The sequence below is a fragment of the Vibrio sp. GJ43-1 genome, assembly GCF_055808835.1.
Genome location: NZ_CM147885.1, coordinates 400,194 through 421,346 on the forward strand (window position 1 = coordinate 400,194; position 21,153 = coordinate 421,346).

19 protein-coding genes and 3 pseudogenes are annotated in these 21,153 nt (G+C 45.5%); 15 read left to right on the top strand and 7 right to left on the bottom strand.

Annotated features, from left to right (window positions below; all coding sequences use genetic code 11):
• Window positions 1-313: 313 nt before the first annotated feature.
• The 5 genes from AC0L66_RS19130 to AC0L66_RS19150 all read left to right on the top strand — a co-directional run bounded on the left by AC0L66_RS19130 (window position 314) and on the right by AC0L66_RS19150 (window position 4,360).
• Window positions 314-1,756: a PTS transporter subunit EIIC gene (locus AC0L66_RS19130; RefSeq protein ID WP_473570428.1), complete on the top strand. Its 1,443-nt coding sequence runs from the start codon at window positions 314-316 to the stop codon at window positions 1,754-1,756.
• A 320-nt stretch (window positions 1,757-2,076) separates the two neighbouring features.
• Window positions 2,077-2,688 (top strand): Crp/Fnr family transcriptional regulator, encoded by a 612-nt coding sequence (locus AC0L66_RS19135; protein WP_265676037.1) that lies wholly within the window; start codon window positions 2,077-2,079, stop codon window positions 2,686-2,688.
• A 154-nt stretch (window positions 2,689-2,842) separates the two neighbouring features.
• Window positions 2,843-3,265 carry a hypothetical protein gene (locus tag AC0L66_RS19140; protein WP_265676038.1) on the top strand — a complete coding sequence of 141 codons (423 nt, stop codon included), beginning with the start codon at window positions 2,843-2,845 and terminating at the stop codon, window positions 3,263-3,265.
• A 13-nt stretch (window positions 3,266-3,278) separates the two neighbouring features.
• Window positions 3,279-3,872, top strand: a complete 594-nt coding sequence (locus tag AC0L66_RS19145) for an SCO family protein (protein WP_473570917.1) — start codon at window positions 3,279-3,281, stop codon at window positions 3,870-3,872.
• Window positions 3,873-3,901: 29 nt separating this feature from the next.
• Complete coding sequence (locus AC0L66_RS19150) at window positions 3,902-4,360, top strand: copper chaperone PCu(A)C (RefSeq protein ID WP_265676040.1); 459 nt, start codon at window positions 3,902-3,904, stop codon at window positions 4,358-4,360.
• A 116-nt stretch (window positions 4,361-4,476) separates the two neighbouring features.
• On the opposite strand, the gene dpaL (AC0L66_RS19155) is transcribed toward AC0L66_RS19150, so the two are convergent.
• From dpaL (AC0L66_RS19155) to AC0L66_RS19165, 3 genes are all read right to left on the bottom strand, one after another.
• Entirely contained in the window at window positions 4,477-5,649 is a 1,173-nt protein-coding gene (gene dpaL, locus AC0L66_RS19155; protein ID WP_473570430.1) for a diaminopropionate ammonia-lyase, read from the bottom strand.
• A gap of 114 nt (window positions 5,650-5,763) precedes the next feature.
• Window positions 5,764-6,147 carry a RidA family protein gene (locus tag AC0L66_RS19160; RefSeq protein ID WP_265676042.1) on the bottom strand — a complete coding sequence of 128 codons (384 nt, stop codon included), beginning with the start codon at window positions 6,145-6,147 and terminating at the stop codon, window positions 5,764-5,766.
• A gap of 20 nt (window positions 6,148-6,167) precedes the next feature.
• Window positions 6,168-6,845: a helix-turn-helix transcriptional regulator gene (locus AC0L66_RS19165; RefSeq protein WP_265676043.1), complete on the bottom strand. Its 678-nt coding sequence runs from the start codon at window positions 6,843-6,845 to the stop codon at window positions 6,168-6,170.
• 343 nt (window positions 6,846-7,188) lie between these two features.
• Between AC0L66_RS19165 and AC0L66_RS19170 the strand changes: the two genes are divergently transcribed.
• The 3 genes and pseudogenes from AC0L66_RS19170 (at window position 7,189) to AC0L66_RS19180 (ending at window position 10,627) form a co-directional block, all read left to right on the top strand.
• Complete coding sequence (locus AC0L66_RS19170) at window positions 7,189-8,355, top strand: M24 family metallopeptidase (protein ID WP_473570431.1); 1,167 nt, start codon at window positions 7,189-7,191, stop codon at window positions 8,353-8,355.
• Window positions 8,356-8,424: 69 nt separating this feature from the next.
• On the top strand, window positions 8,425-9,405 hold the full coding sequence (locus AC0L66_RS19175; RefSeq protein ID WP_265677981.1) for a DMT family transporter: 981 nt from the start codon (window positions 8,425-8,427) through the stop codon (window positions 9,403-9,405).
• Between the two features lie 68 nt (window positions 9,406-9,473).
• Window positions 9,474-10,627 (top strand): annotated as a pseudogene (locus AC0L66_RS19180) (M20 aminoacylase family protein).
• Between the two features lie 539 nt (window positions 10,628-11,166).
• Here the strand turns inward: AC0L66_RS19180 and dpaL (AC0L66_RS19185) are convergent.
• Together dpaL (AC0L66_RS19185) and AC0L66_RS19190 are read right to left on the bottom strand one after the other, a co-directional pair.
• The gene (gene dpaL / locus AC0L66_RS19185) at window positions 11,167-12,339 is read right to left on the bottom strand and encodes a diaminopropionate ammonia-lyase (RefSeq protein WP_473570433.1); all 1,173 of its coding nucleotides are present in this window, start codon (window positions 12,337-12,339) and stop codon (window positions 11,167-11,169) included.
• 111 nt (window positions 12,340-12,450) lie between these two features.
• Entirely contained in the window at window positions 12,451-12,834 is a 384-nt protein-coding gene (locus AC0L66_RS19190; RefSeq protein ID WP_428754500.1) for a RidA family protein, read from the bottom strand.
• Window positions 12,835-13,392: 558 nt separating this feature from the next.
• On the opposite strand from AC0L66_RS19190, the pseudogene AC0L66_RS19195 reads away from it, so the two are divergent.
• From AC0L66_RS19195 to sstT, 7 genes and pseudogenes are all read left to right on the top strand, one after another.
• A pseudogene (locus AC0L66_RS19195) lies at window positions 13,393-14,561 on the top strand (M24 family metallopeptidase).
• Between the two features lie 68 nt (window positions 14,562-14,629).
• Complete coding sequence (locus tag AC0L66_RS19200) at window positions 14,630-15,142, top strand: hypothetical protein (RefSeq protein WP_473570435.1); 513 nt, start codon at window positions 14,630-14,632, stop codon at window positions 15,140-15,142.
• 29 nt (window positions 15,143-15,171) lie between these two features.
• Complete coding sequence (locus AC0L66_RS19205) at window positions 15,172-15,402, top strand: aspartate racemase/maleate isomerase family protein (RefSeq protein ID WP_473570919.1); 231 nt, start codon at window positions 15,172-15,174, stop codon at window positions 15,400-15,402.
• Window positions 15,403-15,412: 10 nt separating this feature from the next.
• Complete coding sequence (locus tag AC0L66_RS19210; RefSeq protein ID WP_265676453.1) at window positions 15,413-16,378, top strand: DMT family transporter; 966 nt, start codon at window positions 15,413-15,415, stop codon at window positions 16,376-16,378.
• Between the two features lie 2 nt (window positions 16,379-16,380).
• The gene (locus tag AC0L66_RS19215) at window positions 16,381-17,361 is read left to right on the top strand and encodes a DMT family transporter (RefSeq protein ID WP_473570436.1); all 981 of its coding nucleotides are present in this window, start codon (window positions 16,381-16,383) and stop codon (window positions 17,359-17,361) included.
• Window positions 17,362-17,641: 280 nt separating this feature from the next.
• Window positions 17,642-18,698: pseudogene (rsgA, locus tag AC0L66_RS19220) on the top strand (ribosome small subunit-dependent GTPase A).
• 250 nt (window positions 18,699-18,948) lie between these two features.
• A complete protein-coding gene (sstT, locus tag AC0L66_RS19225) occupies window positions 18,949-20,166 on the top strand; it encodes a serine/threonine transporter SstT (RefSeq protein ID WP_473570438.1) in 1,218 nt (405 codons plus the stop codon).
• Between the two features lie 64 nt (window positions 20,167-20,230).
• Here the strand turns inward: sstT and AC0L66_RS19230 are convergent, their stop codons facing one another.
• Both AC0L66_RS19230 and AC0L66_RS19235 read right to left on the bottom strand, forming a co-directional pair.
• Window positions 20,231-20,758, bottom strand: a complete 528-nt coding sequence (locus AC0L66_RS19230; protein WP_265676458.1) for a DNA mismatch repair protein — start codon at window positions 20,756-20,758, stop codon at window positions 20,231-20,233.
• 3 nt (window positions 20,759-20,761) lie between these two features.
• Entirely contained in the window at window positions 20,762-21,148 is a 387-nt protein-coding gene (locus AC0L66_RS19235) for an MAPEG family protein (RefSeq protein WP_265676459.1), read from the bottom strand.
• Window positions 21,149-21,153 lie beyond the last annotated feature (5 nt).

Here is a 21,153-nt window from a genome sequence, read left to right on the forward strand (position 1 = left end):
CTTTCCCTATAATTACGACCACACGATTATATTTGGTCCATTTTAGAGTGGGTATGACTGCGATCATAAGCTAAACATTGCTAGCAATAAGTGCGATATTGTCGGCTAATTCTGATTACAAGAAACTCAATAAAGCGCGCAAAGTCACATCTTTGATTGGTTAGCCCCTCACTTATGACGGCTGTCATATCGGTAATTTTTCACTTTGAAATACTACGTAACAACCAAGACCTATAACTAGAAAATATTGCGTAGAAAGACATTATTTTAATGTCAGGACTTTATCGAATAATGAATGGAACTGGAGGTTCTTATGAAACAAATACTCTCCGGCATACTCAATCAGCTACAGCGAGTTGGGGCATCATTGATGCTGCCAATAGCCGTACTGCCCGTTGCCGCATTACTACTGCGATTTGGATCGCCGGATTTACTCGATCTTCCTTTTGTGAAAGCTTCGGGGGGCGCCATCTTTGGCGGACTACCTATGCTGTTTGCGGTTGGAATTGCGGTTGGTTTAGCAAAAGATCATAACGGTACCGCTGGGGTCGCTGGCGTTATCGCACACCTTATTATTTTAGAAGGTGCGAAAACCATCACACCCGATCTAAAAATGGGTGTGTTGTCAGGGATTATCGCAGGCCTCATGGCGGGTTATCTTTATAACAACTTTAAAGACACCAAACTGCCTGATTGGCTTGGCTTCTTTGGTGGTAAGCGATTTGTACCGATCGTAACGGCATTATGCTCAATCGTCATGGCGTTCATTGTCGGTCACGGTTTCCCTGCTATTGGCGCAATGATCAACAACTTTGGTATGTGGATGATTGAAAGTGGCGAACCTGGACTGTTTGTTTACGGTGCAATGAACCGTCTTCTTATCCCGTTTGGCTTGCATCATATCCTCAATAGTATTGTTCGCTTTATGTTTGGTTCGTATACCGATCCATCAGGGACTGAAATCATTGGCGATCAATTGCGCTTCTTTGCTGGTGACCCAGAAGCTGGCGCATTCATGACAGGTTGCTACGTCGTGATGATGTTTGGTCTACCTGCAGTTTGTTTAGCCTTTTACACTACAGCGAAAAAAGAGCGTCGCAAAGCACTTGTCGGCATGCTGGTCTCTATTTCACTGACCAGTTTCCTAACTGGTATTACGGAACCCATTGAATTCCTATTCATGTTCACCGCACCGATTTTGTTTGCGCTGCACGCTATCTTAATGGGCATGTCCTATGTCATTTCAGACCTATTGAACATCAAACATGGATTCGGTTTCTCCGGAGGCTTCATAGACTATGTGCTCAACTGGAACCTTGCTACGAACCCTATTCGTATCATCCCATTAGGATTAGCATACTTCGCCATTTACTTCGTCACCTTTACGGCTGCAATCAAGTACTTCAACTTAAAAACGCCAGGACGTGAAGATGAAGAAGAAGCCGTTGAATCGGCAAAAACGACCACCAACAATGACGAACTGGCAGGCGCATACTACGCCGCTGCTGGAGGCTACACCAACATTCAAAACATCAACTGCTGTATGACACGCTTGCGTCTTACGCTAGAAAATAGTGACCTTGTGGATGACGTCGCGTGCAAACGCCTTGGGGCTGCGGGTGTCATTCGCCCTACGCCAACCACTGTACAAATCATTGTTGGCACATCAGCAGAAATGATCGCGGAAGATATGAGAGCAAAACATCTTCAAGAAGCGGAAAAAGAGGCAGAGAGCTTGAACAAAGCCGCCACTTAAGTGTCAGCTCAAAGTAGATAGCTGCACCAAAGCCTCCTCTAGGAGGCTTTTTTCTACACGCCATTTTTGATTACGATGGTGACACTTTGATTACACAATGCTGCCTTTCGCACATCACCATTCTTTAACGCCTTCTGTGTAACATCGAACCCTCTTTCAATCACTGGTTCCTTCCAGTTAGCAACGTATTCGTAATCTCGTTAACCCTAGGATCAACCTATCAGTATACTAAGGGAAAAGATGGGAACCGACACAGACAGCACACCAATAATATGTAAACATCAACCCTGTAAACCATAAGGAATAATAGGAGCACGTAAATGGATTTTGATTTGGTTTCTTGCGAGTTTCGAAAAGTCACATTTTCTAAGGGTGAAGACATTTATCTTCAACATGACAACGCCGACTGCTTCTATTTCATCGACAACGGCTTGATCGCGCTAAATCGACTATTGCTTAACGGCAAAGAAGTCCTCAGCCGAGTCTACTCATGTGAACAGTATTTTGGTTACCGTACGCTTCTTTCCGGTCAAACCTACCACGTCGGTGCGAAAGCATTAACGGATGTCACCCTGACGAAAATTCACATCGTCAATCTTGATGCCTTTTTTCAAAACAATATCAACTTCATCCGTTTTCTAATGAGCGAAATGGCAACCGAGCTGCGCCATGCCGAAATTCGTTTGTCAAAAATGCCGAGTCACAGCGTAGAACTCAGGGTCATCGACAGTATGATCGATCTGGTCAAAGTCGACGCTACGTACAATTGGACATACCGAGAAATTGCGTCTCACTGTGGTTGCTCGACAGAAACCGTTATTCGTGTGAGTAAAAAATTGAAAACCAGCCATCTTATGGAAGGTAAAAACACCCAAAAATCTTTTGATATTGAAAAGCTGTATCACGAAAGAATGCGCCTTGCCATGCTATAAACTGCACGGGCTTATAAAGATCTAACTTTCTCCTACAACGCAATTAGCTTTATAAAAATCCATCAATTATTTCGTATTTTTGGAGTGACCGCACGGCGGTCATTTCAGATTATGTTACGATGCGCCTACGAATTTCTTCTGGGTTGATAACAACTTGAACAACAAAGTAAAGTTTTTATTTATCGCGCTTGCACTCGGTGCGGGTTTTCTTCTGCCTAATTTACTCAATAAAGCTAAGACCATGCACGTCGATTTAAGTGAATACTGCATGCTATCAACCAAGCTTTGTGAGCAGGATGGCGTCAAAATTCAACTCAATAAAGACCGTGCTCATCCATTAATGCCCGTGGAGATACAAGTGTTCTGGCCCAATGCTGAAGCCGAGCAGCTACTGGTGTCTTTACAAGGTAAAGAGATGGATATGGGTGTGGTAAAATACCAACTCGATATGATCAAACCGAATGTTTATCAAGGTGAAATCATTCTCCCAGTCTGTACTGAAGATAGCATGACATGGTATGGCACTATCGCCGAAGGTGAGAATTCAGTACAAGCGGCAGTAAGGATGACACGATGAAAAAAAATGGTTACTGCTACTGATTGGTGCTTTTGCTGTCGGTATCGCAACGAATATCACCCTACAACATAAAAAAGACTCCGACCAGCAAGCCGACGCTAAACGTCAGATAGAGGAAACATCAAGTGCGGTGTTGTTTGGCGAAAATGATAACCCTATCGCTATCTTTGACCAACAAGATTCCCGAACCCGTATCGTCTATTTCGGCTTTACACGTTGCCCTGATGTTTGTCCAACGTCACTGGCGATGCTGGCTGGTGCGCTCAATCAGATTGATGAATCAAGTAAAACAACCATTCGTCCTCTATTTATCTCTCTCGATCCTGAACGCGACGCTGCCGCAGCATCAGCGGAATATGCCCACTATTTTCACCCAATGATCGAAGGTTTGTCCGCACCGCTTGATGTAACTACCCCACTGGCCCATCGCTATGGCGTGATATTTCGTAAAACCGAACTAGAGGGATCCAAACTTGGTTATACCCTCGACCATAGCTCTTACTTCTATTTTCTTAAACCCGATGGCACATTGATTGAGAAGGTGCCTCACACCCTAACTCCAGCTCCTATTATTGAGGCGATCAAGCGACTGAATAATCAGGGATAGATACCACGACAACAAGAATCGGAATCCACATGAAGCTCAACAAAACACTCTTATCTCTTCTTGCACTTGCACCATTATCATTTGCCAATGCGGCCATTGATGTTCACGATGCCTACGCGCGCGCGACTGCGCCGAATGCAACGACCAGTGCGGTATTTGCCACCATTGAAAACACCAGTGATAATGTTAGAACCCTAGTCAAAGCACACTCGCAAGCCGCTGCTGTGGTCGAGCTTCATGATGTAGTAATGGATGGTGAGGTGATGCAAATGCGCCAAGTCCAGAACATTGAGATCCCAGCGAACGGTCATGTCATGTTAAAGCCTGGCAGCCTGCACATCATGCTACTGGATATCAATGAGCCGTTAAAAGAAACCCAAACGATTGATGTCGAACTAACGTTTGCCAATGGTGAAGTACAAGTGGTTACCGTGCCAGTGAAAAAAGTCATGTCAGGCATGAGTAAAATGAACCACGATCACCATTAAAATAACCCACTATTTCTAAGATTACTGACACTTAGCGTTAGTAATCGCTAAGTATCAAATAATGAAAAAGCGCATCATCGATGCGCTTTTTCATTGCTAAGATAGCCCGCCATAACCTACGATGCGGCGTACTCACCGTCCCATACGATACGACGGTAACGATCTGGATTGGTGTCCCCTTCGGTACTAAACAGCAAAACCACTGACTCTGCATTTAGACCCACTTGCTCATCCAAACCCTGCGTATGCAGTTCACGTAATGCACCTAACGTGATCGCCCCTGACTCGCCACTGATGATCTTCGGATCATCACTCAGTGGGTTACCCAAAATGCGCATACCATTCGCGGACACACTGTCCTCTACCGACACAAAATAACGACTACAATCACGCAGAACAGGCCACGTCACCGGGTTCGGCTCACCGCATGCAAGCCCTGCCATAATGGAGTTCAAATCACCGCTCACGTTCACCATATCGCCTTCTGCGCTGGTGCCTGAGCGATAAATACAATCCGCAGCCGCAGGCTCTGCAATAATAGTATCAAAGGTATCGGCGCCTAACTTATCCGCTAAATAGCCCAAAACGCCACCTGCCATTGCGCCAACACCCGCTTGTAATACCACATGCGTCGGCATACCAAATTCAAGTGCCGCCGTTTGCTCAATCGCTTCATCCGCCATGGTCATGTAGCCTTGAGAAATCCACGTTGGGATTTCTTCATACCCTTCCCACGCCGTATCTTGTACCAGCATCCAATCATTAGCTTGCGCAGTTTCATTGGCAAGGCGCACGGTATCATCATAATTGACGTCGGTCACAATGCACTCCGCCCCTAAACCTTTAATGCGATCAACGCTGGCTTGCGCCGAGCCTTTTGGCATGTACACCACTGCATTTTGACCCATTTCACGCGCTGCCCACGCCACACCAGTGCCGTGGTTTCCTGCGGTCGCCGTCGCAAACGTTAAAGGCGCCTCAAGCTTTGATGACACGGTTTTTAAGTCGATGTCAGCAATATCCACATTCAAATGTTTCGCTAATTGACGACCTAATGCGTAGGAGCCACCCAACACTTTAAACGCGTTAAGACCAAAACGCTTGGACTCATCTTTCACCAATACCGCTTTCACACCTAGCTGCTGCGCAAGGGCGGGTAAAGACACTAACGGTGTGGGTTTGTAACCTTCAATTTTTTGGTGAAACTGACGCGCTTGACGCGCTTGGTCGGTTGAAAATAGTGGGCTGGCTTTTCCAGAATAAAATGCATTATTGGCTAGCTTGAGCATGGTGAATACCTAAAGAGAACAGAGTGAAAAGAACAAGCCACGCAATGAATGATCAGAGTATGAAGTGGTGGACGATAACTACTTAGGTGGCTTGTGATAACAAAGAGCGACTATTTATTTGATATACGCGATCGCTTCAACTTCAACCAACGCGTCTTTCGGCAATCTTGCGGCTTCTACACAAGAGCGTGATGGTGCATTTTCAGTACCAAACACTTCCGTATAGACCTCGTTGAATGCGACAAAGTTTTCCATATCCGATAGGAAACACGTGGTTTTCACTACGCTATCAATAGACGCGCCAGCCGCCTCCAATACGGCTTGTAAGTTAGACAGCGATTGGCGAGCTTGCTCGGTAATGCCCCCTTCAACAAAAGCCATCGTCGTTGGATCTAGCGGTAACTGACCGGACGTAAAAACCAGCTCTTTAAATGCCGTTCCTTGTGAATAAGGACCGATAGCGGCAGGTGCTGACTCTGTGTGTATGGTTGTTTTCATCTTATTGACCTTTATTGTGCTTAAGCTTTGAACTCACGAATGTATTTGTAAATAGCATGGCGAGTAATTCCAAGGCGGTCGGATACGAGTCCTGTTGCCTCTTTCAATTCAAAAATGCCGTTCTCAAATAAGAGTTTGGTAATCGTCTTATTGCGGCTTTTCAAGTTGACGGATGCATCACTTTCGACTTCTTGGATCGCATGTTCCAGAGCTTGTTCAATGACGTCAGTCGCTGAAGCGCTAAAGTTTTCGTGTACGCCAACATGCGGCAAAGCGCTGTCGGGCATCAGAGTCTTCATGATTTCAGGGAACGGGTGAGACAGATTCATGTTGATACAAAACAAGCCGATTGGCTTCCCACCCTCACCAGCAAGAACACATGTCGTTGATTTTAATAAAGAGCCATCTTTACTATTGGTAAAGTAGCATTTAGGGGTCACTTCACCCGTTCTCTCAAATGCGCTTAACATTCTAAGCCCCATATCGGTGATCGGCGATCCCACTTCACGCCCGGTATGGTGACCATTGACAATCTTAACCACTGACTTTTCAAAACTCTCAAAGGAGTGAATCACCACTTCACAATGAGGCCCAATAAAATCAGCCATGGTATCGGCTAGGCGGAAATTGGAGGCTAAATATTCTCTATCTGAATCAGTAAATTCGACACTGAATGACTTATATGCTGCTGCGTTCATCTTAGACCACTACTGTTAACTTCAACTCAAGACACATTGTCCCTTCCTATAGAAGTGATTGCAATAGCAAACTCAACTTTATGTAACTATATAACTACAAACGTTCATAGCCATCAACACAAAAGTTAACAATCCAGACCTAAAGTTTGTTATTTTTGACTAAAATCAAGTTTAAACACAAAATAACCCCAACTCCGTACACTAAAGTTAACCATAAGACTTAGGTCACATTATTTAACTTAAATATAAGTAATATGCTCAACATCAAATACATGAATCAAACAATATAGGATGAGCTTGCTCCACAGGCCCATACCAATAATAAAAACAGGGGTAACACTTGATGACTAACTACTTAAACCGAGGCTTTGAACTGGCGGAGTTTGAAAACAGAACATTACGTGCTCAAAAAGTCATGCATGACAAACAACTCGATGCCATGATTTTCACCACCGAGCCTAATGTTCGTTACTTCATAAGCTTTCATACCCAGTTTTGGCACAGCCCAACACGCCCTTGGTTTGTCATCGTGCCTGCCGAAGGCAAACCTATTGCCATCATCCCTGAAATCGGTGCAAGCGGTATGGCCGGTACGTGGATTGATAACATCATTACTTGGCCATCTCCAAGACCTGAAGATGACGGCATTAGCCTCGTCGCCAGCGCATTGAACTCTCTACCGTGTAAGCATGGCCGCGTAGGCGCAACGTTAGGGATTGAATCTCACCTGCGTATGCCAGTGAATAACTACTTAAAACTCACCACCATGGTGAAAAAAGACTTCGTGGATGTCTCTCTAGAAATGCACGGTCTTCGCCAGATTAAATCTCAAGCCGAAATCGAAAAAACACGTGAAATATGCCGCATCACTAACGTCGCCTTCGACAAAATCCCTACTTACGCTAAAGCAGGTATGTCTGAGCGCGAAATCTGTAAGCAGTTCCGCATTGATATGTTGCTAGAAGGTGCCGATGAGTGTCCGTACATCATTGCTGGCTCCGGTCCTGACGGCTATGACAGCATCATTATGGGCCCGACCGACCGCATTATTGAACCGGGCGATGTGCTGATTATCGATACGGGCGCGGTGCGTGATGGTTACTTCTCTGATTTCGACCGCAACTGGGCATTTGGTCACGCCAGTGAACAAACCAAAGCCGCGTATCGCGCCACCTATGAAGCCACCACTAAAGGTTTTGAAGCGGCGAAACCGGGCGCCACCACCACTGATATTTATAACGCCATGTGGAAAGTGCTAGAAGCCAACGGCGCACTAGGGAACGACGTCGGTCGTCTTGGTCATGGTCTGGGCATGGAGCTTACCGAGCGTCCATCTAACACCGCTACCGACAACACCATCCTAGAGCCAGGCATGGTGATGACGCTTGAACCGGGCATGGTTTACGCACCGGGCAAATCTATGGTGCATGAAGAAAATATCGTCATCACCGAAAACGGCGCGGAATGGTTGTCTGAACGCGCGGCACCTGAACTGATCATCATCGACTAATTCAACTAATCATAACAATAAGCCAACGCATGATATCCATGACGTTGGCGCCCTACTAAGGACTGGAAAATGAACACAACAAAGAAAAATGTATTTTTAGGCTGGGTTGCCGCCATTGCGGTTGCCTGTATATGGGGTGTTACTGGTGTCGTATCCAAACCACTCTCTATGGCCGTCGACCCAATGACATTAGTTTTCTTCCGCTACGTCACTGCTGTGATTGGCCTCTCTATTATCTACATGTTTACGTCTCGTAGTAAAAGTCTAAGTGTTGACCTAGGGAAGTCTCTTAAAATCGAGAAAAAAGATTTTGCACGAATCGCACTGTGCGGCATTGTTGGTCAAGGCGTATTCTCGCTATTTAACTTTCTTTCGCTAGCGCACATCGGCGCAACGGAAAACGGGGTAATCCAAGGCATGCAGCCGTTTGCGACCGTTTTCTTTGGCATGATGTTCATGAACTTTAGAATGAACAAAATTCAATGGGGTGCCTTCATTGCATCGGCGCTTTGTATTTACGCAATGAGTGTAGGGCCAACCAATTCTATCGAAGGTGGTACCGCGTTATTAGGTTATGTCTATGTGACATGCTCAATGCTTGCACTGGCATGGACAGCACACCTTCGTGCCAGCCTTGCAGACAAGTATGGTTCTGTTGTTTCTATGCTTTACCAATACATTTCTGTCGCGGTGATGGGCGTGTTTGTTGTCATTGCGATGGGACTCGACTTGTCGCAAATTTACATCATTTTCTCTAGCCCGCTACTGATTGGCCTGCTTATTTTCTTAGGTACTGGTATTTCAGGCGGTAGCTACCTAGTGCAACTCTACTCGTTCAAACAAATTGGCGTAGAAAAATCAACAATGGCATTAAACCTCATGCCACTGGTCGGCTACTTGGTTGCGGTTCTCACTCTAGGAGAAGAAATGGTTCTTAGTAAAACCATCATTGTTTCTCTTATTGTAGTTGCGCTTTACATCTTCACGAAATACGAAACAAAAGACACACCTGAAGAAACAATCACTCTTAAGACCCAAGAAGCAAAATAATTCATTACTTAACCAATGTTATACCGCAGGTGATTGATGACCAATCACCTGCAAATAGGAGAATGTAAATGTCTGTAGAATCTTCCGCAATTGAATGGCGCCGCCACCTACATCAGTACCCTGAGTTCGGTACTGAAGAGTTTAAAACCGCGGAGTTCGTTGCAAACAAACTAGAGGAATTTGGCCTAGAGGTGCACCGTAACATTGGTGGCACTGGCGTGTTAGGTATCCTTAAAAACGGTGATAGCACACGTTCAATCGGATTAAGAGCCGATATGGATGCCCTACGTATCCAAGAGCAAAATACCTTCTGTCACGCCTCTAAACATGAAGGCGCTATGCACGCCTGTGGCCATGACGGCCACACTGCCATGCTTTTAGGCGCGGCATGTGAGTTGGCACAATCGAAAAGCTTTGATGGCACGGTGTATTTTATTTTTCAGCCTGATGAAGAGCGAGGCACGGGCGCTAAAGCGATGATTGACGATGGTCTCTTTACTCGCTGGAATATGGACTCTATCTACGCCATGCATAATTTACCTGGTATTCCTGCTGGTAAATTTGTCACTCGTCCTAGCTCCATTATGGCTAGCGAAAGTAGTTTTGAAATTGTCGTCAAAGCAACTAGGATGGTCACGCCGCACTTCCTCACATGGGCACCGACCCTATCGTTGTAGGCGCGCAAATTGTCACAGCACTGCAAACCATTGTGTCTAGAAACCTCAGCGCAATTAATGAAACAGCGGTAATTTCAGTCACCAACTTCGAAACCAATGGCACCGTGAATGTTATTCCTTCACAAGTCACGATCAGTGGTGATACGCGTAGCTTCACTGATGAAGCGTTACATAAGATTGAAGCGGCTATTGAACGTATTGTCGCAGGTCAATGTATGGCAGCAGGCGTTGACTATCAGTACACATTTAACAACAGCTTCCTTTCTACCATCAATTCGCCGGAAGAAACCGAGTATGCCATTAAGGCCGCTCAACAGGTGGTAGGCATAGAAAACGTCGATGGCGCTTGTGAACCATTCACCATCAGCGAAGACTTCTCGTTTATGCTTCGTGAAGTTAAGGGCTGCTACATTTTAGTGGGCAACGGAACTGGTGAATGCGGCGGAACCGCATTACACAATCCGCTTTACGACTTTAATGACGAGATTTTGGGTCATGGTATCCAATATTGGAAAGCACTCGTAGAAGGGCAGTTAAACGCGTAGTTACCCCCAAAAACACCAACTTCGCAAAGCTAACTTGCCCAATTAACAAACAAAAGAGTACGTCACGGCGTGCTCTTTTTTGCTTAATAATAACTAGAGACATGAACAAAACAGCTCAATACTCACTATAGATTCAACATCTAAACTTAGAACCTTAAACTCAAGACGTTAACCTCAAGACGTTAAGGCTTTTACTGCTTTTACTGCTTTTACTGCTTTTTAGCAGCCTAGCCAGTTTCCAATTCATCTACTTCGCGGCTTCAAACGTTCCGGTAGACGACAACACAATCGTGACCAGTCACACCACCAGTGCGCTTTCTTCTTTCTTCTTTCTTCTTTCTAGTAAACAGTATGAAATGAAGATAAAGCGCCTTTCCTAAGCGCGTCGTCATACTCCTATTTATTTACCAGTAACCACTCACAGATAGAAGCTTCCTCAGCGCCTTTACATGTACTTGCTAATATCCCGTTGCTTTATGCAGACACAAAAAAAGCGCATCATCGATGCGCTTTTCATTGCTAAGATAGCCCGCCATAACCTACGATGCGGCGTACTCACCTTCCCATACGATACGACGGTAACGATCTGGATTGGTGTCCCCTTCGGTACTAAACAGCAAAACCACTGACTCTGCATTTAGACCCACTTGCTCATCCAAACCCTGCGTATGCAGTTCACGTAATGCACCCAGCGTGATCGCCCCTGACTCGCCACTGATGATTTTAGGATCATCGCTAAGAGGGTTACCCAAAATGCGCATACCATTCGCGGACACACTGTCCTCTACCGAGACAAAATAACGGCTGCAATCACGCAGAACAGGCCACGTCACCGGGTTCGGCTCACCACACGCAAGACCTGCCATAATGGAGTTCAAATCACCACTCACGTTCACCATATCGCCTTCTGCGCTAGTGCCTGAGCGATAAATACAATCTGCTGCTGCAGGCTCTGCAATAATAGTATCAAAGGTATCGGCGCCTAACTTATCCGCTAAATAGCCCAAAACACCACCTGCCATTGCGCCAACACCCGCTTGTAATACCACATGCGTCGGCATACCAAATTCAAGTGCCGCCGTTTGCTCAATCGCTTCATCCGCCATGGTCATGTAGCCTTGAGAAATCCACGTTGGGATTTCTTCATACCCTTCCCACGCCGTATCTTGTACTAGCATCCAATCATTTGCTTGCGCAGTTTCATTGGCAAGGCGCACGGTATCATCATAATTGACGTCGGTCACAATGCACTCCGCCCCTAAACCTTTAATGCGATCAACGCTGGCTTGTGCCGAGCCTTTTGGCATGTACACCACTGCATTTTGACCCATTTCACGCGCAGCCCACGCCACGCCAGTGCCGTGGTTTCCTGCGGTCGCCGTCGCAAACGTTAATGGTGCCTCAAGCTTTGATGACACGGTTTTTAAGTCGATGTCAGCAATATCCACATTCAAGTGCTTGGCCAATTGACGACCTAGTGCGTAGGAGCCACCCAATACTTTGAACGCATTAAGACCAAAACGCTTGGACTCATCTTTCACCAACACCGCTTTCACGCCTAACTGTTGCGCTAGGGCAGGTAAAGACACTAACGGTGTCGGCACGTAACCTTCAATTTTTTGGTGAAATTGACGCGCTTGAAGCGCTTGGTCAGCAGAAAACAGGGCGCTGGTTTTTCCAGAATAGAATTTATTGTTGGCGAGTTTGAGCATGGGAGGTACCTAAAAGAAACAAAATGAGAAGAATAAAACAAGCCATCCAACGATTTATCAAAATATGAGAGGAGGTGATAAATGCCGATGGCTCGTAGTTACTATGAATGACTATTTGATATACGCGATCGCTTCAACTTCAACCAAGGCGTCTTTCGGCAATCTTGCGGCTTCTACACAAGAGCGTGATGGTGCATTTTCAGTACCAAACACTTCCGTATAGACCTCGTTGAATGCGACAAAGTTTTCCATATCCGATAGGAAACACGTGGTTTTCACTACGCTATCAATAGACGCGCCAGCCGCCTCTAATACTGCTTTTAAGTTAGACAGCGATTGGCGAGCTTGCTCGGTAATGCCCCCTTCAACAAAAGCCATCGTCGTTGGATCTAGCGGTAACTGACCGGATGTAAAAACCAGCTCTTTAAATGCCGTTCCTTGTGAATAAGGACCGATAGCGGCAGGTGCTGACTCTGTATGAATCGTTGTTTTCATCTTAATTTACTCTTAAATAGTGTTTCAAAACATTACGACCGTAAAGGCATCTTATGCCCACTATGAGTCGCTCAAAAATACTCGAACTCGGGTTCGAGTATCCATAAAAATAACGATAAAACAATGCCTTAAAAGCCACGTCTAAAAAACAATAGTCAATAAAGCATTTCTAATAATGACCTAATTCTCTGGCAGTGCATCAGCACCCCCACAAAGGTCATTAATGTTAACTTTGATCACCATCACACATTCGAAGGAATTATCAAACAGCCCCGGCAATCAATTAACTTTATGTAACTATATAACTATAAATCTCTGCATCCATCAAGACTAAAGTTAAACTTTTTTATCGCAAACCCATCAAAATTGACAAATATCAATAAATTATTCGATTCAAGGCACTTTCAGTGCACTATAGTGAACCGCAAGACTTAGGTCACATTATTTGACTGAAATATCATTAATATCCTTCCCATAAAGTTCACAAATATGAACTATTCAGTGACGTTGATACACAACCTCACACCAATAACATTACGGGAACAGGGGTAACACTTGATGACTAACTACTTAAACCGAGGCTTTGAACTGGCGGAGTTTGAAAACAGAACGTTACGTGCTCAAAAAGTCATGCATGACAAACAACTCGATGCCATGATTTTCACCACCGAGCCTAATGTTCGTTACTTCACTAAGCTTTCATACCCAGTTTTGGCACAGCCCAACACGCCCTTGGTTTGTCATCGTGCCTGCCGAAGGCAAACCTATTGCCATCATCCCTGAAATCGGTGCAAGCGGTATGGCTAGGTACGTGGATTGATAACATCATTACTTGGCCATCTCCAAGACCTGAAGATGACGGCATTAGCCTCGTCGCCAGCGCATTGAACTCTCTACCGTGTAAGCATGGCCGCGTAGGCGCAACGTTAGGGATTGAATCTCACCTGCGTATGCCAGTGAATAACTACTTAAAACTCACCACCATGGTGAAAAAAGACTTCGTGGATGTCTCTCTAGAAATGCACGGTCTTCGCCAGATTAAATCTCAAGCCGAAATCGAAAAAACACGTGAAATATGCCGCATCACTAACGTCGCCTTCGACAAAATCCCTACTTACGCTAAAGCAGGTATGTCTGAGCGCGAAATCTGTAAGCAGTTCCGCATTGATATGTTGCTAGAAGGTGCCGATGAGTGTCCGTACATCATTGCTGGCTCCGGTCCTGACGGCTATGACAGCATCATTATGGGCCCGACCGACCGCATTATTGAACCGGGCGATGTGCTGATTATCGATACGGGCGCGGTGCGTGATGGTTACTTCTCTGATTTCGACCGCAACTGGGCATTTGGTCACGCCAGTGAACAAACCAAAGCCGCGTATCGCGCCACCTATGAAGCCACCACTAAAGGTTTTGAAGCGGCGAAACCGGGCGCCGCCACCACTGATATTTATAACGCCATGTGGAAAGTGCTAGAAGCCAACGGCGCACTAGGGAACGACGTCGGTCGTCTTGGTCATGGTCTGGGCATGGAGCTTACCGAGCGTCCATCTAACACCGCTACCGACAACACCATCCTAGAGCCAGGCATGGTGATGACGCTTGAACCGGGCATGGTTTACGCACCGGGCAAATCTATGGTGCATGAAGAAAACATCGTCATCACCGAAAACGGCGCGGAATGGTTGTCTGAACGCGCGGCACCTGAACTGATCATCATCGACTAATTCAACTAATCATAACAATAAGCCAAGGCACGCCCTGCCAAATGCGGGGCACTTTGCAGGATCTCATAATGAACACTATCGAAGAATTCAAAAACTGGGAAATCAACCTTCCACACACCCAAGCTCCGCGCATTGGTCGCGTCCATATTGGTTTGGTACAACTAAGTACGGATCATTCACTGGAAATGGATTGGGCAAAACTGCTGGGTACGCAAGCGGGTATTTTTAGTTCACGAGTTTACTACAGCAGTGAAATGACGCCTGAAGCGCTCGATAAAATAGCAAGCGGAATCAGCGAAGCGTCCGATCTGATTGCCTATGGCTTGCCCATGGATGTGATGGCGTTCGGTTGTACTTCCGCTTCCATCATTATCGGTGAAGAAAAAGTCGCGAAACTGCTCACGAAAAATAGAGGTGATATTCCAGCAACTAACCCTTGGACTGCGGCGCAAGCGGCGTTCAAGCACTTAGGCGCAAAGAAAATCGCCGTGTTTTCACCCTACCCAACTGAGGTCAACTTCCCACTCTATAACCAACTTACCGCTGCTGAAGCTTTGAAGTCTGCACGCTTGGTTCATTAGGGATAGAAAAAGATACCGATATCACCAAGATCTCGAAAGAATCCATGATGTCAGCGCTTGACCAAATCTTGCCGGACTCAGGGGCTGATCTCGTATTCATGTCTTGCACCAACTTACGTGTACTCGACCACATTCAAGAAATTGAAAACAAATTCAATATCCCTGTTGTCTGCAGCAACTCCGCGATGTTTTGGCATGCCATGCACTTAACAGGTCACACAGCACACTGCCCAGGTTACGGCAAACTTTTAAATCTATAAGGAAATAACCATGAGTAATACAACTAAAGGCTGGATAGCCGCGATTTTTATTGGTCTTCTTTGGGGCATCCCTTGGATCGTGGGCACACCAATCCTTGAAGTCATGGATGCGCAAGTCTTGGTATGGGTACGATATACCGTTGCTTTCATTACCTTATTTGTCATTATCCAAGTCAGCAATGCCATGGGTAAACCGCAAAAGAAAGTAGACTTCAAACTTAACTGGGAGAACCGTCATGATATCTTTTGGGCTGCTTGTTGTGGCATTATTGGTCAAGGCGCATTCAGTTTCCTTTCGTTTCTTTCTCTTGACTATATCACTGCATCTGAAAACGGCGTTATTCAAGGGTTAATCCCGATCATCATTCTATGTGTGGGCTTTATTCGCCACGGTGAGCGCTTCACTCCTTTACAAATCCTCGCAGCTGGCGGTGCTTTTGTCGGCGTTGCTATCCTTGTTATGGACCCATCTGTAGAAGGCAGTGGCTTTAACATTGGACACCTAATCTGCTTTGGTAGTGCCGCTAGCTTCTCAACTATGGCCTACGCTCGCGCTAAGCTCGCCGAAAAATACGGCTCTGTCGCCACCATGTACCACCAATTTGTCTTTGCTGCTATCGGCTTTGGTCTTTACTTATTGGTCGTTGGCGCTGATTTCTCATCTGCACTTGGTATCTTTAGCTCGCCGCTACGTGTGCTCTGCATTACCATCCTTGGTGTCGGCATCTCTGGTATTAGCTACCTTATCTACATCTACGCAATGGAGCGTGTTGGCGTAGATGGCACTGGTATGGCGCTTAACCTCATGCCTCTATCTTCTTTCGTCCTTGCTGTGTTTGCTTTGGGCGAAGCCGTAACACCTATCCGTTTGTTGGCCATTGCCGTCGTTATTGGCTCAATGATGATGTTTATGAAGTTTGCTAACAAAAAGAAAGCCGAGTCAGCACCAACAGCAAAACTGGCTGAAAGTAACTAACCGTGAACACGACGACTAAGGGATGGATAGCTGCAATTGGTGTCGCTTTACTCTGGGGAACAGAAGGATCGCTAGCGACAATGCCATTGCAGACTATCGACGCAAAAGTACTTGTTTGGCTTCGTTATTTGATTGCCTTTAGCGTCCTTTGCGTGGTCTTAGTCGTCGCCTCTTTTGCTAAACAGCAAACTCTCACCAAGAACCAGAGTTTAACCAAAAAACCGCCCCTTACTTTTCGCTGGGAACATCGCCAAGATATTCTAAAGCTTGCAGTATGTGGCATTGTCGGTCAGGGCTTGTTTAGCTTTTTCTCATTCCAATCTCTCGATTACATCACTATTTCTGAAAATGGTGTGATTCAAGGTCTGGTTCCCATCGCTATTTTATTCGTTGGATACCTTTGTTACGGCGAACGCTTTAGCGCATTACAAATACTCGCTGTTGGGGTTGCGCTATGCGGCGTAACGCTGCTTGTTTTTGCCCCCTCAACCGACGCTTCAGGGCTCAATATTGGTCACTTCTATTGTTTGATGAGTGTGATGAGTTTTGCGTCTGTCACTCACATTCGAGCTCAGCTAGCCGATAAGTACGGTGCAGCCTGTACGATGTGCTACCAATTTGGTTTTGCCGCCATCGGATTTTTAGCTTACCTCTTGTCTACCGACGTTAATATTCAGACCGCATTACTGCTTGCTCACCAACCTTTTGCCCTCACTTGCGTGATGATCCTTGGCTTATTTGTGTCTGGTATCGGTTATCTCGTCTATATCTATGGGATTGAACAAGTGGGTGTAGACAGCAGCAGCATGGCATTGAACCTTATGCCAATGTCCGCCTTTTTTATTGCAACTACGTTTTTTGATGAACCAGTCACGCCGCTTCGACTTTTCGCTATTTGCCTAATCATTGGCGCCATGATGTTATTTGCCAAACCTAGCCGTACATTGGCTCGCTCCTCACAAAGAGTCGTCAGCGACTCGTAAGTAACGCCAATCGTATGTGATTACTCACGCTAGTGATGCCAATTGTTAATGTGCTACCATAACCTAGACTTCACTAATAAGGGGAATTTCATGATTGTGTTACACACCTACCCGGCAACATTGGTCGCGACAAAATAATCTCTCACTTTCTTGATTACTTAACGACTTATTGCCCGGTATTAATAACCCGGGGTTATGTGTCTACTGCACACGTTTACATTTGTAAGTACCTAACCCTATTAAAATTATTCAAATCGTGTAAAACGTTTAGGTACCAACAATGACTTCTATTTTTACTCATCCAATTTCTATCAATGAACTTGGCTGGAAATCGTACTTCCAACAACAACTCACACTTGATGACTATGACAACACGGTAGTCGGTCGTATTATTGCCCATCATCGCAGTGGTTATATCGTCTGTACTGAGGAGCAAGAATTTCATTTAGAGCACCATGCTCAGCACCCTTCCATGACTGTCGGGGATTGGATCTTGCTAGACAACGAGCAGGCTTTTGTTCGCCTACTTGAACGTAAATCTTTATTTAGTCGTAAAGCGCCAGGTTCAAAAGTAGAAGAGCAGTTTATTGCCGCAAATGTCGACTGTGTGTTTATCGTTTGTTCACTCAATGACGATTTTAATCTCAGCCGAATTGAGCGATATCTAACGCTGGTTAACGAATCTCAAGCCGAGGCGGTCATTGTGCTCACCAAGTCTGATTTATGTCTTGATGCCGATGAAAAACGCCAACAAGTACAGAACCTCGATCCTTTCTTAATCATCGAAATGGTTAACGCACTGGACGCCGATACACTAAGCGGACTCGCCTCTTGGTGCCATCAAGGTCAGACTGTGGCGTTTATGGGTTCATCTGGTGTCGGCAAATCAACCTTAGTGAACAGCCTAATGGCATCCGAAATCCAAGCCATACGGTGGTATTCGCGAAGACGACAGCAAAGGACGTCACACCACGACGTCTCGCTCTATGCACAAGATGTCGCAAGGTGGACTGTTGCTAGATACACCCGGCATGCGTGAAATACAGCTTACGGCAAGTGAAGATGGACTAGCAGAAACCTTTAGCGACATTGAAGCGTTAATCGCGCAATGCCGCTTTAGTGATTGCCAGCATAGTAATGAACCAGGCTGTGCGGTGAGAGCCGCATTGGACACTGGAAGTGTGGATTCAAGACGGTTAGATAATTACTACAAACTGCTAAGAGAACAAGCGCATAACAGTGCTTCATTGGCTGAAAAACGCAGCAATGATAAGCAGTTTGGTAAATTTATCCGTTCTGTTCAAACCGAAAGTCGCAGTCGAAAGAAAGGCTACTAGGCTTATCGAACATAGCGGTTACACGCACTTATCCTAGCAATAATTTAGCCCTCTCCTTTCAAAGGCCCTAATCAATAGGGCCTTTTTTATATATCAAATTAATACAAACCATTAACATATAACACCACAAAAGCGCACATAAGGCATAATTTCATACTACATATGAATTAAAACTGGACACATATATTCGCAACTATATTATAACAACCGCAAACACACATTCTTACAATACAATTATAAAGGTACAAAAATGCAGAACTCTAGCTTGTTGGCTCGATATGCCAATGGCAATCTGGTTCTCCAGATTCTTGCGGGTATCGTCTTTGGTGTCATCCTGGCGATCGCTTCACCTTCAACAGCACAAAGCTTCGGAATGCTGGGTAGCTTGTTCGTTGGTGCGTTAAAAGCCGTTGCGCCCATTTTAGTTTTCATTTTGGTCGCGGCCTCAATTGCAAACCAAAAGAAAAATCAAACGACGCACATGCGTCCAATCATTATTCTTTACCTGATCGGCACCTTTACCGCGGCATTGACTGCTGTATTAATGAGCTTCCTTTTCCCAACCGAGCTTACTTTGGTGGCGGGAGCAGAAGGGGCAACACCACCACAAGGTATCGCAGAAGTTCTTCACACCTTACTCTTTAAGCTCGTCGACAACCCAGTCAGCGCACTGATGAATGCCAACTACATCGGTATTCTAGCGTGGGCTATCGGTCTTGGTCTCGCCTTACACCATGCCTCAGATACAACGAAAGCCGTTTTCGAGGACCTAAGCCATGGTGTTTCACAGATCGTACGTTTCATCATCCGCTTAGCGCCTTTTGGTATCTTTGGCTTGGTTGCGGCTACCTTTGCAACGACTGGTTTCTCAGCACTCGCTGGCTACGCGAAATTACTTTTTGTGTTACTGACTTCAATGGCGATCATCGCGCTTGTGGTTAATCCAATCATTGTTTACGTCAAAACCAAACAAAACCCATACCCATTGATTTTTCAATGTCTTCGTGAAAGTGGCGTGACAGCCTTCTTCACTCGTTCAAGCGCTGCTAATATTCCTGTGAATATGAATCTATGTGAAAAGCTTAAGTTAGATGAAGATACGTACTCAGTTTCGATTCCCCTAGGCGCAACCATCAACATGGCTGGCGCTGCGATTACTATCACTGTACTCACGTTAGCTGCTGTACACACAATGGGTATCGAAGTAGATTTATTAACGGCGCTGCTATTGAGCATTGTTGCGGCAGTCTCGGCGTGTGGTGCCTCAGGTGTCGCAGGTGGATCACTACTACTCATACCCCTAGCATGTGGGCTATTTGGGATTTCCAACGACGTTGCTATGCAGGTTGTTGCGGTAGGCTTTATTATTGGTGTTATTCAAGATTCTGCTGAAACCGCGCTGAACAGTTCGACAGACGTCGTCTTCACCGCTGCGGTATGTAAAGCAGAACAAGCCAAGTTAAGCTAGTTCACTCATGATAAGATTACAAAGGGCAGCGACTTTCGCTGCCCTTTTTATTATAAAGAACCAATCAGTTACGCGATAAATCTCGAGCCAGAATTAATGCTAAGCCAAACACTTGTAAAAACAACGCGATGTCTTTGAATAATGCCATCTCTTTTTCGGTCGCTTGCATCTCTTCAACAAGAGTTAAATTATCCAGATACAAGTCATCAATGATATCCCGTTGAGCTTGTTGCGATTGATTGATAACGCGCATCAACTCAGAAAGATTCTGCGTGGAAATCGCTGGAACGGGCCTCGTCGTCCAAGCAGTCAGTTCCTTAACCAGTTGCTCTTTGATTTTCGTATTCACTAGAGCGCCACCCGCCAGTGACATATCTAAATGCAGTAACAGCCCTTCACGTTTCCTTTCCAGTGTTTCCACCTGATTCCAAGCAAGCTGAATGGAATACAGATTCGACGCTTTTTTATCGGCAAACACGGTCAAATCCGCTGTCATCTTATCGAGTACTTGGCTTGATAGTACAATGGCCATCACATTAAGCATCAGCCCGATAGACACTGTCACCCATGTTGGGGGGAATTTGAACGTCATCGCCTAGAAAAGTCTATCGAAAGGTAAATAGTATAAATTGGAGACAATTAAGCCCAACATCACCACCAAGGTGAGTTGCATTCCCCATACCCGTCCCTTAAATTTTTTGAATAAAATGCCATGAGCATGCAGTACTCGCCCAACAATGAACGTACAGCCCAAGGCATGAATCCACAACAGTGGCGCGCCGTTAAATTCGACTAATGCCATTAAGATAAGCGTGATAGGTATATAGTCGACAGCATTGCCGTGCGCACTTCGGGCGATTTGCAACCCTTCTACGCCGCCATCGGCATAAGCGACTTGATTACTCCTGCGCTGTTTGATGACTTGCACTGACAACCAAATCATCAGTACCGCTAATAACGAAGCATACAAAGCTGTGACCATTAATA